This window comes from Flavobacterium luteolum (genome assembly GCF_027111275.1).
In the GTDB taxonomy this organism is placed as follows: Bacteria; Bacteroidota; Bacteroidia; order Flavobacteriales; family Flavobacteriaceae; genus Flavobacterium; species Flavobacterium luteolum.
On record NZ_CP114286.1, the window covers coordinates 2588356 to 2602775 of the forward strand.

General features: G+C 33.4%; 13 protein-coding genes. 6 read left to right on the plus strand and 7 right to left on the minus strand.

Going from position 1 to position 14420, the window contains the following annotated elements:
* Window positions 1-11 precede the first annotated feature (11 nt).
* From OZP10_RS11150 to OZP10_RS11165, 4 genes are all read left to right on the plus strand, one after another.
* Window positions 12-410, plus strand: a complete 399-nt coding sequence (locus tag OZP10_RS11150) for an HYC_CC_PP family protein (protein WP_177211125.1) — start codon at window positions 12-14, stop codon at window positions 408-410.
* A 120-nt stretch (window positions 411-530) separates the two neighbouring features.
* Window positions 531-2537 carry a TonB-dependent receptor plug domain-containing protein gene (locus tag OZP10_RS11155; protein ID WP_281634688.1) on the plus strand — a complete coding sequence of 669 codons (2007 nt, stop codon included), beginning with the start codon at window positions 531-533 and terminating at the stop codon, window positions 2535-2537.
* 42 nt (window positions 2538-2579) lie between these two features.
* Window positions 2580-2921 carry a heavy-metal-associated domain-containing protein gene (locus tag OZP10_RS11160; RefSeq protein ID WP_281634689.1) on the plus strand — a complete coding sequence of 114 codons (342 nt, stop codon included), beginning with the start codon at window positions 2580-2582 and terminating at the stop codon, window positions 2919-2921.
* Between the two features lie 133 nt (window positions 2922-3054).
* Window positions 3055-3735, plus strand: a complete 681-nt coding sequence (locus tag OZP10_RS11165; protein ID WP_281634690.1) for a DedA family protein — start codon at window positions 3055-3057, stop codon at window positions 3733-3735.
* Window positions 3736-3993: 258 nt separating this feature from the next.
* Here the strand turns inward: OZP10_RS11165 and rodA are convergent, their stop codons facing one another.
* The 6 genes from rodA to purH form a co-directional block, all read right to left on the minus strand.
* Complete coding sequence (rodA, locus tag OZP10_RS11170) at window positions 3994-5229, minus strand: rod shape-determining protein RodA (protein ID WP_281634691.1); 1236 nt, start codon at window positions 5227-5229, stop codon at window positions 3994-3996.
* 15 nt (window positions 5230-5244) lie between these two features.
* Window positions 5245-7218 carry a penicillin-binding protein 2 gene (mrdA, locus tag OZP10_RS11175; RefSeq protein WP_281634692.1) on the minus strand — a complete coding sequence of 658 codons (1974 nt, stop codon included), beginning with the start codon at window positions 7216-7218 and terminating at the stop codon, window positions 5245-5247.
* The gene (locus tag OZP10_RS11180; protein ID WP_111379478.1) at window positions 7215-7721 is read right to left on the minus strand and encodes a rod shape-determining protein MreD; all 507 of its coding nucleotides are present in this window, start codon (window positions 7719-7721) and stop codon (window positions 7215-7217) included. Before OZP10_RS11180 ends, mrdA begins: the two co-directional genes overlap by 4 nt.
* Entirely contained in the window at window positions 7714-8538 is an 825-nt protein-coding gene (mreC, locus tag OZP10_RS11185; protein ID WP_281634693.1) for a rod shape-determining protein MreC, read from the minus strand. The genes OZP10_RS11180 and mreC overlap by 8 nt, the downstream gene beginning before the upstream one ends.
* A gap of 112 nt (window positions 8539-8650) precedes the next feature.
* The gene (locus OZP10_RS11190; RefSeq protein ID WP_008466528.1) at window positions 8651-9679 is read right to left on the minus strand and encodes a rod shape-determining protein; all 1029 of its coding nucleotides are present in this window, start codon (window positions 9677-9679) and stop codon (window positions 8651-8653) included.
* A gap of 56 nt (window positions 9680-9735) precedes the next feature.
* Complete coding sequence (purH, locus tag OZP10_RS11195; RefSeq protein ID WP_281634694.1) at window positions 9736-11262, minus strand: bifunctional phosphoribosylaminoimidazolecarboxamide formyltransferase/IMP cyclohydrolase; 1527 nt, start codon at window positions 11260-11262, stop codon at window positions 9736-9738.
* A 165-nt stretch (window positions 11263-11427) separates the two neighbouring features.
* Here purH and OZP10_RS11200 point away from each other — a divergent pair, with 165 nt between their 5' ends.
* Both OZP10_RS11200 and OZP10_RS11205 read left to right on the plus strand, forming a co-directional pair.
* Entirely contained in the window at window positions 11428-12675 is a 1248-nt protein-coding gene (locus tag OZP10_RS11200; protein WP_281634695.1) for an ABC transporter permease, read from the plus strand.
* A gap of 90 nt (window positions 12676-12765) precedes the next feature.
* A complete protein-coding gene (locus OZP10_RS11205; RefSeq protein ID WP_177211116.1) occupies window positions 12766-13653 on the plus strand; it encodes a cupin-like domain-containing protein in 888 nt (295 codons plus the stop codon).
* 332 nt (window positions 13654-13985) lie between these two features.
* Here OZP10_RS11205 and OZP10_RS11210 read toward each other — a convergent pair whose 3' ends face one another.
* On the minus strand, window positions 13986-14387 hold the full coding sequence (locus OZP10_RS11210) for a helix-turn-helix domain-containing protein (RefSeq protein ID WP_198854656.1): 402 nt from the start codon (window positions 14385-14387) through the stop codon (window positions 13986-13988).
* Between the last annotated feature and the right edge of the window lie 33 nt (window positions 14388-14420).

The window sequence follows — 14420 nt, forward strand, 5'->3', positions numbered from 1 at the left end:
AGCTTTGCAGTATGAATTTGAAAAAGTGTACAGGTCTGTTTTTAGCGCTCCTTTTATTGGTTTCCAATATTGGGTTTGCTTTTGATGTGCACTATTGTGGCGGAGAAATTGCTTCAGTTTCTTTAAAAACTACGGCAGAACCAGTTGTTGAAAAGAAATGTTGCGGTTCTAAAGAAAAAGAAAATTCTTGCTGTAAAGATAAAGTTGTTCATTTCGAAAAGAAATCAGACAACGCGACCATTAAATTCTTCTTTTTTCAATTTGCTTTTCCGGCTGTTGTACAAGATTATAAACCTCTAGTCTTTTTAGAAATTCCAACTTTTAAAAAGAAAGAAGTTCTCTCGTATTATGCTGATGCAAATGCACCCCCCTTATTTAAATTATACCATCAGTATATTTTCTATTCCTGATTTTAATGTTAAGATGAAATGCAGGTCTTGATTAAGACTTTGTGTTTTACATTTTGATTGTTTTTGTTCTTGTAAAAACATCAAAAATGTAATTCTATTTAAACATTAAAATCATTTTTTATGCAAAAAAATATAATGCTTTTTGCAGCGTTTTTACTTTCTATTTCTGCCTTTTCACAAGAAGATCTGCAAGAAGTAAAAATTACTAAAAAGCAAAAAGGGATTAAAAAATCCTTTACAGTAACAGCCAATACATCTGTAATTACCAGTAAGGAACTGCTTAAGGCAGCTTGCTGTAATTTGGCAGAAAGTTTTGAGACTAATCCGTCAATCGATGTTAATTTTTCTGATGCTTTAACAGGAACCAAGCAAATCAAAATGCTTGGATTAACGAGTCCATACTTAATGATTACAGAAGAAAATATTCCTTCTGTTCGCGGAGCTTCTCAAGCTTACGGTTTATCATTTACACCAGGAACATGGATTGAAAGTGTTCAAATTACAAAAGGTGCGGGGAGTGTTATAAATGGTTATGAGAGTATTTCAGGGCAGATTAATACAGAACTTTTAAAACCGTTAAATGATATTCCTTTCTTTCTGAACGCTTATGGTTCAACCGATTCTCGTTTTGAATTAAATACTCATTTTAATAAAAAATTATCAGATAAATGGGCTACTAGTTTGTTTGTTCATGGAAATGCCCGTGTAGCAAAAAACGATATGAACAAAGATGGTTTTCTAGATAATCCGTTAGGGAAACAAATTAATGTTTTAAATCGTTATCAATATTATAATCCAGAAAGTGGTTTGGTAAGTTTTATCAATTTCAGATATATGAATGATAAAAAGCAAACTGGAGAAGTTAATTTTGATAAAGATCGTGATCGCGGCACAACTAATTATTGGGGTTCAGAAATCAATACAGAGCGTTTTGATGTTTCTACAAAAATCGGATATGTATTTAAAGACATGCCATTCCAAAGTATTGGTTTTCAAAATGCATTTAATAGTCATAAACAGGATTCTTATTATGGTTTGAATCAATATGATATCAAGCAAAATAGTTTTTATTCTAATTTGATTTTCAATTCGATCATCAATAATACGATGCATAAGTTTTCAACGGGTCTGAATTTTACTTACGACCAATATCAGGAATTTGTAAACGTAACCGATGTAAGCAGAATTGATAACTCTGTTGGGGCTTTCTTTGAATATACTTACGATAATACAGACAATTTCAGTTTGATTTTAGGAGGAAGAGTTGACAATCATAACCGATTGGGACTTTTTGTTACGCCAAGATTGCACATGAGATATAATCCTTGGAAGAATGGAGTAGTTCGCTTTTCTGCAGGAAGAGGAAAACGTTCTGCTAATATCTTTGCCGAGAATCAGCAGCTTTTCGCTAGTTCAAGAACTTTTTCGATTTTAGATTCTAGTGGAAAAGTGTACGGATTAAATCCAGAAATTGCATGGAATTATGGTGTGAGTTTTTCGCAGAAATTCCGTCTTTTCAACAGAAATGCCGACGCAGGTTTTGATCTTTATAGAACCGATTTTCAAAATCAGGCAGTTGTAGATGTGATGCAAAGTCCGCAACAAGTATTGTTTTACGATTTGAAAGGAAGTTCTTTTGCAAACAGTCTTCAACTCGAGTTTAATTACGAATTGATTCGTAACTTAAATTTAAGAACAGCTTACAAATATTACGATATTCAGACCGATTATTTGAGAGGAACATTTCAGCGTCCGTTACAGGCAAAACATCGTTTCTTAGGAAATCTAGAATACGAAACTACGATGAATAACGACAAACAATGGAGATTTGATTTTACCTATAATTGGTCAGGAAAACAGCAGTTGCCTTATACTGCCACAAATCCTGCGGGAGATCAGTTTCCTGATTTTTCACCATCGTATGCGGTAATGAATGCGCAAGTTACCCGCGTATTTTCGCCAGTTTTTGAAGTATATATAGGAGGAGAAAATATTGGAAATTACAAACAAGAAAAAGCAATTTTAGGAGCAAATGATCCTTTTGGGCCTAATTTTGATGCATCGATTGCATACGCGCCAATTTTTGGACAAATGTATTATGCAGGACTTAGATTTAAAATTAAATAACAATATCAAAAATCAATTTCAATAACAATAAAATTAAATACAATGAATAAAATAGTTTTAATCGCAATGATGGTTTTTCTGGGTTTTTCAGCTCAGGCTCAAACTAAAAAAAATAAGAATTTAAAATACACTACAGAAGTAAACGGAAACTGTGAACAATGCAAGAAGCGAATTGAAAAAGCAGCTTACGGCGTTCCGGGAGTAAAAACGGCAACTTGGGATGTTGGTTCGCACCAGCTTTCGGTTATTTTAAACGAAGAGAAATGTTCTCCTTCAGATTTAAATAAAGCAATAGCAAAGGCAGGTCATGATACTAAGGAAGTTAAATCGACTACTGAAGATTATGACAACTTACACAGCTGTTGCAAGTATGTAAGAGAATAATAATTAGAGAAGCCCGAGCAACTAGTTTGGGCTTTTTTTAATAGTTAATTTATGTTTAAAATACTGCATTTTATTGTGGTTAAGGTAAATTATTGTTACTTTCACGAACTATAAAAAATAACCAATCACATTTATGAATAATTTTGAATGGACTCAGTTACTAAACCCTGAATTTTATATTACTTTAAGCGTCGGAGGTTTTCAGATTGGGTTGTTTATTGTTCTGTTTATAGTTTTTGCTGAGACAGGACTTTTTGCAGGTTTTTTTCTGCCTGGAGATAGTTTGCTTTTCTTAGCGGGTATTTACAGTCGTGATCTAATTGAAAATGTTGCCTATATTCCGAATGACTTTCTAAATGTATTTCTGCTTGCAACTGCTGTTGCTATAATGGGTGTTTTAGGTAATATGACTGGTTATTGGTTTGGTGCAAAAAGCGGTTATTATTTGTTTAAAAAAGAAGATACTTTCTGGTTTAAGAAAAAGTACCTGCTTCAATCAAAAGACTTTTTTGAAAAATATGGAGGAAAAGCAATCATTTATGCGCGTTTCCTACCAATTTTTAGAACTTTTGCTCCAATCGTTGCTGGAATCGTTTCGATGGACAAAAAGAAGTTTATGTTTTATAATGTTTTGAGTTCTTTCCTTTGGTCGTTTATATTGATCTTCGCAGGACATTATTTATACGGCGTATTCTTAAAACAAGGAATAGATTTAAAGAAACATATTGAATATATTATTATCATTATCATCATTATTTCAACGTTTCCTGTTCTATTAAAATTACTTAAAAAGACACCAAACGAACAGATATAATCAATAAAAAGAATAATAAAAATCCGAAGCTACAACTTCGGATTTTTTTATGCTTGTTGTTTAGTTATTATTGAGATTTCCATTATATGATACATATCTTACTTGGCAAATAAAATGGAAGTTAATGAAGTAAGTGTAAAATCAAAAAAGCTGTAATTAGTTTTTAAAACGTAATTACAGCTTTAGGTTAAATTATTTAGTTGTATAAAAGTAATTTCTAATTGAAATTTGCGATTTAGAAATTGAATATTTTAAACATTACCATTCATTCACTTTATTGGCATCCATTTTAAGGAAAATAAACAGCAAAATAGTAAATCCCCAGAGTCCAGAACCTCCATACGAAAAGAAGGGCAGAGGAACCCCGATTGTTGGGAAAATTCCAATTACCATGGCGATGTTTACAAAGAAATGTATAAAGAGAATTGCGGCAACACAATATCCGTAAACTCGGCTGAATTTTGTCTTCTGTCTTTCTGCTAAGTAAATTACTCTAAGTAATAAACTAACAAAAAGTAGAATAACAACAAAAGAACCTGCAAAACCCCATTCTTCACCAACAGTTGTAAAAATATAATCGGTATGTTGCTCAGGAACAAATCCTCCTTTGGTTTGTGTACCTTCAAGAAAGCCTTTTCCGATCCATCCTCCGGATCCAATGGCAATTTCAGATTGGTTGGTATTGTATCCAATCCCTTTCATATCTACAGTTTTACCTAGTAAAATATTGAAACGATCTCTGTGGTGTTGTTTAAAAACATTGTCAAATACGTAATCAACAGAGAAAACAAATCCAGAAATTAAGACCAATAAAATACCGCTTAAAATAATATTTCTGTCAACTACTCTGCCTTTAAAATGTATAATGGCCAACACGATAAAAGCCATTCCAATAACAGCATATGGTTCTAAAATTAAAGTAAGAACGAAAAGAACAATAGTTATAAATGCTGTCCAAACATACCAAGAAGGCAAACCTTCTCTATATAAAACAAGGATGAACGCGCTATAAATTAAAGCACTTCCAGGGTCTGGCTGTGGTAAAATCAATATTACAGGCAAAAGCATAATAGCCAAAGCTTGGATTTGTCTATTGGTTTCTTTTAAGTTGATTTGTGTATCACTTAAGTATTTTGCCAACGCCAAAGAAGTTGCTGCTTTTGCAAACTCAGATGGCTGTAAAGTGAAGCTTCCTATGGCATACCAGCATCGCTGTCCTGCAATGGTTTTTCCAAAGAGAAATAATCCAGCGAGAGACAATAAGGAAACTCCAAATATAATACTGGCATATTTTTCATAAAATTTACCATCAACAAAAAGCACAACAAATATCAATGGAATAGTACAGCAGATAAAAATCAGCTGTTTTTGATAGGTTCCATCGGTTGATAATAAAGAAGACGAATAAATATTAAGCCAACCTAAAGTTACCAGCGCAATGTAGATAAAGACACTTATCCAATCAATATTATTTTTTACACTTTGATTTTTCATTTGAAATAATCTTTCTTAGTTTTTCTTAGTTGTGTCTACCGCTGTTTTTTTAACTTCAGTTTTTGGTGCCGTTGTAGCTGGTGCTTTTGGCTTTATAATTTTAGCTTGTAATACAGAATCTTTTGGCACAGATTCAATTTTAAGAGCATCACTTATTCCGCCTACTTTAGCATATTCCGAAAGTAAGCTTTTATTTAATACTCTTACTTCTAGATCTGTTCTTGTGATTTTTTTTCTTAGATATTTTTCAATCATTAAACTCGCAATCGGACCTGCTACTGTTGCTCCAAAACCTCCGTTTTCAATCATAACTGCAATAGCAATTTTCGGATTGTCTTTTGGGGCAAAAGCAACAAATATAGAGTGGTCTTTAAGTTTTTCTCTCTTGCCGTTTATTTTAGCATAATTTTCTGCTGTTCCTGTTTTTCCGCAAATATCGATTCCTTCTACTCTAAGAGCATAAGCGGTACCTTTGTTGTAAACATCAAATAATCCGCTAATAACAGGCGGGAAATATTTTTGATCAATCGTGGTGACGTGTTTTTTCGTAAACTTTTCGTCTATTTTTTCCCCCTCAATTTTTCTAATGATATGAGGAGTGTAATAGTAGCCTTGATTTGCGACAGTGGCCATCATGTTGGCCAATTGAATAGGTGTCATCAAAACCTCTCCCTGACCAATTGCATTAGATACAATAGTTGAGCTTCTCCATCCTCCATTAGGATAAATTCTTTTATAGGTTTTAGAAGTGGGAATATTTCCTCGTCTTCCAGTAGGCAAATCATATCCCATGAATTGGCCTAATCCAAAACTTTTTACGTGATTGCTCCAAACATCTACAGCTTTTCCAGGATCCTTGTACTTATTGATTGTCAGCATGTAGGCTTGGCCAAAATAAGTGTTGCAAGAATTGTAAATTCCGTTATGCAATTGATGCGGACCAAAACCGTGGCATTTCATGAATCGGCCTCCACCATAACTAAATCCATGATGACACATAAAAGTAGTTTGTTCATTTACAACACCTTCTTGAAGTGCAACCAAACCAGTTAGGATTTTGAATGGAGAGCCTGGAGGGTACTCTGCTAAAAGCCCTCTGTCATATAAAGGTTTTGCAATAGAATCGTGATATAAAAGTGTATAATTTTTAGATCTCTGGCGCCCTACTAAAATACCTGGATCATAAGAAGGGGCAGTAACCAATGCTAGAATTTCTCCAGATTTAGGTTCAATGGCAACAATTCCTCCTCGCTTATTAATCATCAATTCCTCGCCATATTTTTGAAGTTCAGCATCAATAGTTAAATTGATGTCTTCTCCAGCTACAGCGATGGTGTCGTATTTTCCTTCTTTATAAGCGCCAATTTCTCGATTATATTTGTCTTTTTGAATGTATTTTACACCTTTTATTCCGCGTAAAATTTCTTCGTAGCTTTCTTCTACACCTTGTTTTCCAATTAAATCACCACTATTGTAGTAGGGATTTTTTTCGATCTGTTTTTCGTTCACCTGTGTAATAAAACCAAATATATTGGCTCCGTAATCTACTTCGTAATCGCGAAGTGATCTTTTCTGGAAGTAAAAACCATCATATTTTCTGATTTTTTCCTGAAAAGCGGCAAATTCATTTTTATTCAGCTGTGATAAAAATACAGAAGGAAGTCTTGGGCTGTAGACTTTTGCTTTTTCAATACGTTTATGATATTCTTCTTCAGTGATATTTAAAAGGGCGCAAAATTCGGCAATATTTAAGTCCTTTTTTATATCTCTTGGAATAACCATGATGTCATAAGAAGCCTGATTCGCAACAAGAAGTTTTCCGTTACGATCATAAATATAACCTCTTTCAGGATAGTCATATACTTTTTTTATCGCATTATTTTCCGATTTCAGTTTAAAAGAATCATCAATAATCTGCAAGTAAAAAATCCTAATCACTAGCAAAGACGCTGCAATAATAATTATAGTGGGCAGCAAGACTTTTCTCATCGTTTATTGGGCTTAATAAGATAAATTATTATTATTGAGGTGATTATAGTAAAGATAGAACTAAATAATGTTCGGAGCAAAATGTCCCAGATGAATTTGAACTGAAATGCTTCCAAAACAAATAATACAATATGGTGCATTAAAACCGAGACCAGTATAAATGAAAATCGTTCAGGTGTTAGAGAATCATTCAGTTTAATGGTTTGATACTCGTAACTTAAACCAAAAGAAAATTTAAAAATGTAAGGCCTGTAATAGGCTAAAATAACACAGGCAGTTGCATGTATTCCGCCAGAATTACAGAACATATCCATTATTAGTCCCAAGAAAAAGCTAGAAATAATTAATCCTGCTTTATTGCTGTTTACAGGGTAAAGAATGATATACAAGATATACGGAAAGGGACTTATATATCCTAAGAAATTCATATTGTTGAAAATAACAATCTGAATTGCCAGTAACATAATAAATCGAAAAATATTGACTAACAGAGCGCTATTCATTTTTTTCTTTGTTTTCTAAATTAATAAGTTCCTCTCTGTCCTTACTCTTGATAATATAGACGTGTCCTAAGTTTGTCATATCGTTAAATAGCTTAACTTTTATAACATAAAAACTTGTTTGGGTTTCTTTGTAAATTGTTTCAACAGTTCCGATATTAATCCCTTCAGGGAAAATTACAGACTGTCCTCCTGTTACAATTGTATCTCCTTTTCTAACTGAAGCTAATCTTGGAACGTCTCTTAGCTGTACAAATCCTGTACTTTTTCCATCCCATGTCAAAGAACCAAAATGATTTGATTTTTTCAACTTGGCATTAATCTGAGATTTCATGTTCAAAATACTCACAACGGTAGAATATCTTGGTGATGTGTCATCTACGATACCAACAATTCCTAAACTGTTTATTACTCCCATGTCTGGTTTTACGCCATCATTGGATCCAGAATTTAAAGTAAGAAAGTTTTCGTGTGTGCTGTACGTGTTATGAATTACTTTTGATACAATAATATCAGCAGGTTTTACACCTTTAATGGTATCTGGTAAAGGTAATTTGGATGTGTCTTCTTTATTAAATAAAAGACTTTTTAATCTTGCGTTCTCAAGTACAAGTTCGTCGTTTTCGGCTCTTAAATTCATGTACTCATTAACACGATTGATTTTTTCATAAACACCTCCGCTTAAGAAATTTGCCGAGCTGATTATTTTGCTTCTGTGATAAGAATGAGATTGAATCGTGAGTCCTAACGATATACCTAAAAGCAGCAAAAACAGCAATCGATTACTGTTTCTTATAATGAAATTAAATATTTGCTGCATTTCTTGTCTGGTTATTTTGTTTCAGGATATGCTTAAAAGTTTCAGTTTTTACAAGGGTCAAAAAGTATAAATTTGACCCTTATAAAAGTAAATTGATTGTTATTTTTTGATCTTATTTAATTAAGATGCTTTTAAATTTAGCAATGTTTTTAAGGGCCATTCCTGTACCACGAACAACAGCTCTTAAAGGATCTTCGGCAATGTAAACAGGTAAATCTGTTTTTTGAGAAATACGTTTGTCAAGACCTCTCAACATAGATCCACCACCAGCTAAATAGATACCAGTATTGTAGATATCTGCTGCTAATTCAGGCGGAGTCTGAGATAATGTTTCCATTACCGCATCTTCAATACGCTGAATAGATTTGTCTAAAGCTTTTGCAATTTCACGGTAAGAAACATCTACTTGTTTTGGTTTACCAGTAAGCAAATCTCTACCTTGAACTGACATATCTTCTGGTGGGCCATCTAAATCTTCGATTGCCGCTCCAATTTGAATTTTAATTTTTTCAGCAGTACTTTCTCCAACAAATAAGTTGTGTTGTGTACGCATATAATAAACGATATCGTTTGTGAAAACGTCACCTGCAATTTTTACAGATTTGTCACATACAATTCCGCCTAATGCGATAACAGCAATTTCTGTTGTACCACCTCCAATATCCACAATCATGTTTCCTTTTGGTTGCATAATGTCAATACCAATACCAATTGCCGCTGCCATTGGCTCATGAATCAAGTAAACTTCTTTTCCATTTACTCTCTCACAAGATTCCTTCACCGCTCTCATCTCCACTTCAGTAATACCAGAAGGAATACATACAACCATACGTAAAGCTGGGGTAAACATTCTTTTTTTCAATGCAGGAATACTTTTAATGAACATATTGATCATTTTTTCCGAAGCATCAAAATCGGCGATTACACCATCTTTCAAAGGCCTTATAGTTTTGATGTTTTCATGTGTTTTACCTTGCATCATATTGGCTTCCTTACCAACAGCAATGATTTTGCCTGATACTCTATCACGTGCAACGATAGATGGACTATCAATGACAACTTTATCATTATGAATGATTAAAGTGTTTGCGGTTCCAAGGTCTATCGCAATATCCTCGGTCATGAAATCAAAAAATCCCATAAGTTTTTTAGGGGTTTAAAATGTTATAAATTATTTATCGAACAAAGTTAAACAAATTAATGTTTAAAATGACGAGTTCCTGTAAATACCATTGCAAGATTATTTTCATTGCAATAATTTATACTTAATTCGTCTTTAATCGAACCTCCTGGCTGAATTACAGCAGTTATTCCTGCTTTTTTAGCTAATTCTACACAATCCGGAAATGGGAAAAATGCATCACTTGCCATCGAAGCTCCATTTAAATCAAATCCAAAAGCTTTTGCTTTGTCAACAGCTTGAATTAAAGCGTCAACTCTTGAAGTCTGACCTGTACCTGATGAAATCAATGTTCCGTTTTTAGCAAATACAATAGTGTTTGATTTTGTATTCTTGCAGATTTTAGAAGCAAAGATCAAATCTTCGATTTCTTGAGCAGTAGGTTCTGTAATTGTAACGGTTTTTAAATGCTCTTTATTATCCGTAATATTATTTCTGTCCTGAATTAACAAACCATTAAGACAAGTTCTTACTTGACGCGCTGGTAATTCAACTTCATTTTGAACTAATATAATTCTGTTTTTCTTCTCTTGTAACACCGTAACAGCCTCGTCATCATACGCTGGAGCAATTACAACTTCGCAGAATAGTTTGTTGATTTCCTGTGCAGTTTCTAAATCAATTTTAGTGTTAGAAATTAACACTCCTCCAAAAGCTGAAGTAGGATCACAAGCTAAAGCAGCTAAATAAGCCTCGCTAATTGTTTTTCTTGAAGCCAATCCGCAAGCATTGTTGTGTTTTAAAATCGCGAATGTTGGTCCGTCAGTTTTAAACTCAGCAATTAAATTAACCGCGGCATCAACATCTAGTAAATTGTTGTATGATAATTCTTTTCCGTGAAGTTTTTTGAACATTGCATCAAAATCTCCAAAGAAGAATCCTTTTTGGTGAGGGTTTTCACCGTATCTTAAAACTTGACCATTTGCAATACTTTCTTTGTAAATAGTCTCGTCTGTATTGAAATAATTAAAAATAGCTCCATCGTAGTGAGATGAAACGTGGAATGCTTTAGTAGCCAACAATCTTCTGTTCTCTAAAGTTGTTGCTCCATCTTGCTCTGTAATCAAATCTAAAAGTAAACTGTACTCGTTTACAGAAGCCACAATTACAGTGTCTTTGAAATTCTTCGCACCAGCACGAATTAATGAAATTCCGCCAATATCGATTTTTTCAATAATATCTTGTTCGCTTGCTCCAGAAGCAACTGTTTTTTCAAAAGGATATAAATCAACAATTACCAAATCAATCTGAGGAATGTCAAATTCCTTCATTTGCTGAACATCGCTTTCATTATCCTGACGATTTAAAATACCTCCAAAAATTTTCGGGTGTAAAGTTTTTACTCTTCCTCCAAGAATTTCAGGGAAAGAAGTAATATCTTCAACAGGAACTACTGGAATACCAAGGTTTTTGATGAAATCTTCAGTTCCGCCAGTTGAATAAAGTGTTACATTTTGTTCGTGTAATTTTCTAACAATTGGTTCTAATCCATCTTTAGAAAAAACAGAAATTAATGCCGATTGTATTTTTTTTGTTGTGCTCATTGTGTAGTTATGATTTTGAGACTGCAAAAGTAGTTTTTTTATATATTATATTAAAAAAAATTAGTGTAACAAAATGCTAAAAAAATCTACTGATGAGTAAGTTAACTTTTATTAGGTTTTTGAATTTAAATTATTGAATTTTACTTTATTGAAAAATACAAAAATATGATCGTTTATCTGAGATTATTAAAGGAAAGTCTGAGCTTTGCCATCAATGCTTTGCGAAATAATAAATTACGCACATTATTATCGCTATTAGGTGTGACAATCGGTATTTTTTCGATTATCGCTGTTTTGGCTGCTGTTGACTCTTTAGACAAAAAAATCTCAAAAGATTTGAGCAGTTTAGATAAAAATACGATTTATTTAATGAAATACTGCTTTGGACCGTCTGAAATTCCACAATGGAAGAGAGAACAGTTTCCAAATGTGAAATACGACGAGTATATCGGATTGAAGAACTCAATGAATAATACCGATCAAGTAGCATATCAGCTTTTTGTAAATAGAGAAAGTTTAAAATACGATTCTAAAACAGTCAGCGATGTAAATATTATTCCATCGTCAAGCGAAATGGTCGATATTGACGGATTGAGTTTTGATAAAGGAAGATTTTACAATGAATCTGAGTCAAATTCGGGAACTCCCGTTATTGTTTTAGGATATGATATAGCCGAAGGGCTTTTTGGTTCAAGCGATCCAATCGGAAAAAATATTCGTTTGTACGGACAACGATTTACTGTTATTGGCGTAATGGCAAAACAAGGAGCCGGTTTTTTTGGAGATAGTAATGATACTTCGGTTTATCTTCCAGCAAATTTCTTAAGAAGAATGTATGGAGACAGTGATTCGATGACTCCAGTTATAGTTTTAAAGCCAGAAAAAGGAGTAGACATGGATGCATACAAAGCAGAAATTGCCCAAAAGCTGCGAGCAATCCGTGGAATGAAAGCGGGAGAAATGGATAATTTCTTTATTAATGTACTTTCTGGATTTACTGATTTTATTGATGGAATTTTAGGTCAGATGAATTTTGTGGGCTGGATCATCAGTGGATTTTCTCTTCTTGTTGGTGGTTTCGGAATTGCGAATATTATGTTTGTTTCTGTTAAAGAAAGAACCAATCTTATCGGAATTCAGAAATCTTTAGGTGCAAAAAATAAATTTATCTTATTCCAATTTTTGTTTGAAGCCGTTATTTTGTCTGTTATTGGTGGAATAATTGGTCTTTTGATGGTTTGGGGAATTGCTTTAGCTTTGACAAAACTGCTAGATTTTGAATTTGTTTTAAGTTTAGGAAATATTCTTTTAGGAACCGGTTTGGCTGCTTTTATTGGTCTGGTTTCTGGAATTCTTCCTGCGATTTCGGCAGCAAATCTAGATCCTGTCGAAGCTATTCGAACAGGAATGTAAAACGTTGTTTTTGTGTTATTTAATTGTAAATTTTGTTGAGTGGAAATAATTAGATACATTTGATAGACAACAAATTAAAACGCCACATAAATGAGCTTTAATCTTAAATCTGTTGATACTGTTGAGTCGATTTCCAAGGAAGATTTTAAAAAGAATTACCTAGATAAAAGAAAACCTTTAATCATAAAGGGACTTACAAAAGATTGGCCAGCAAGAGAAAAATGGTCAACAGAGTATTTCAAGCAGATTGCTGGAGATATAGAGGTTAAACTTGTGGATAATTCAAAGGCAGATCCAAAAAAAGTGATCAATGCTTCAATTGCGAGTATGAAATTTGGGGAATATCTGGATTTGATAAAACGCGAACCAACCCAATTGCGTATTTTTTTCTTCAATCTTTTCAAACACAGACCCGAATTAATTGATGATGTAAAAGTTCCGAAAGAATTAATGGGCGGTTTTATAGAAAGTATGCCAGCCATGTTTTTTGGTGGTTCTAAGGCAATTACTTTTCTTCATTATGATATCGATTTGCCGCATCTTTTTCATACTCATTTCGGCGGAAGAAAACACATTATACTATTTGATAACAAATGGAAGAAAAGACTTTACTGTCTTCCAAATACGACTTATGCATTAGAAGATTATGACGTTGCCAATCCTGATTTTGAAAAATTTCCAGCTTTGAAAGGAGTAGAAGGCTATGAAGTTTTTCTGGAACACGGAGATACTTTATTCATGCCAACCGGAATGTGGCATTGGATGCGTTATATAGACGGTTCTTTTTCTTTAACACTTCGTGCTTGGGATTCATCGATTTCCCGTAAAGTGGCTAGTGTATGGAGTTTATTTATGCACGGTGCAGTTGACAGCGGCATAAAAGTAATTTTTAGGGAGCGTTATGCTGTATGGCGAGAAAAACTAGCTTATAAAATTGCTGAGAAAGAATTAAAGAAGGATTTGAGAAAGGCAAGTTAAGCGTTATGCAATTGAGAAAAATTCCGCAGGAATTAAATATCGGTATCAACGGAATTTATTCCGTTGATCGTCCGTAAAGTTTGTCATTTCGACGAAGGAGAAATCTCCACGAGTAGCTCCGTACGGAATGTCGCCAATCTTTGCAGAGTTGCTTACGAAGATTTCTCCTTCGTCGAAATGACAATTGTGTGTAATATGACTTTCAGTTCTTTATTAAATCTATCAAATATCTATATAGAGGCTTTGCTGAAAAACTTATAGGGTTTAAAACAAAAAATCCCAAGAAGCAATTTCTTGAGATTTTGTATTGAATTTGTATGTTTTTAGAAAGATTATTTCTCTTTCATTAATTTTTCCAAATATTCATTTTTTTCTTTTTCTGCCAAAACCAAACGTTCGTAAAGTTCAACTACTTTATCTAACGGATTAAATGTGCAATGAGTTGGATTGAACATTCCATTTATTCCAGTACTTGTGCTATTATCGTAAAAATTATTGAAATAATTTATCATGTTTTCTTCTGTAAAGTTTTTAATTGCTTCGGCACTTACTCCAAGAGCTTTTGCTACTTCTGCAAGTTTTGCGTCGTCAATAGTTTCGCTATTTTCTATTGCTGATACAGATTGTTGAGATATTCCTAAAGCTTGTGCCAACGCTTCTTGTTTCATATCTTTAAGTTCGCGAATACGGCTTATTTGACGTCCTATGTGTTTTGGTTTTGTTGCTGTGCTCATAATTCAAAGATATTTATATTACTTTAGAAAAAA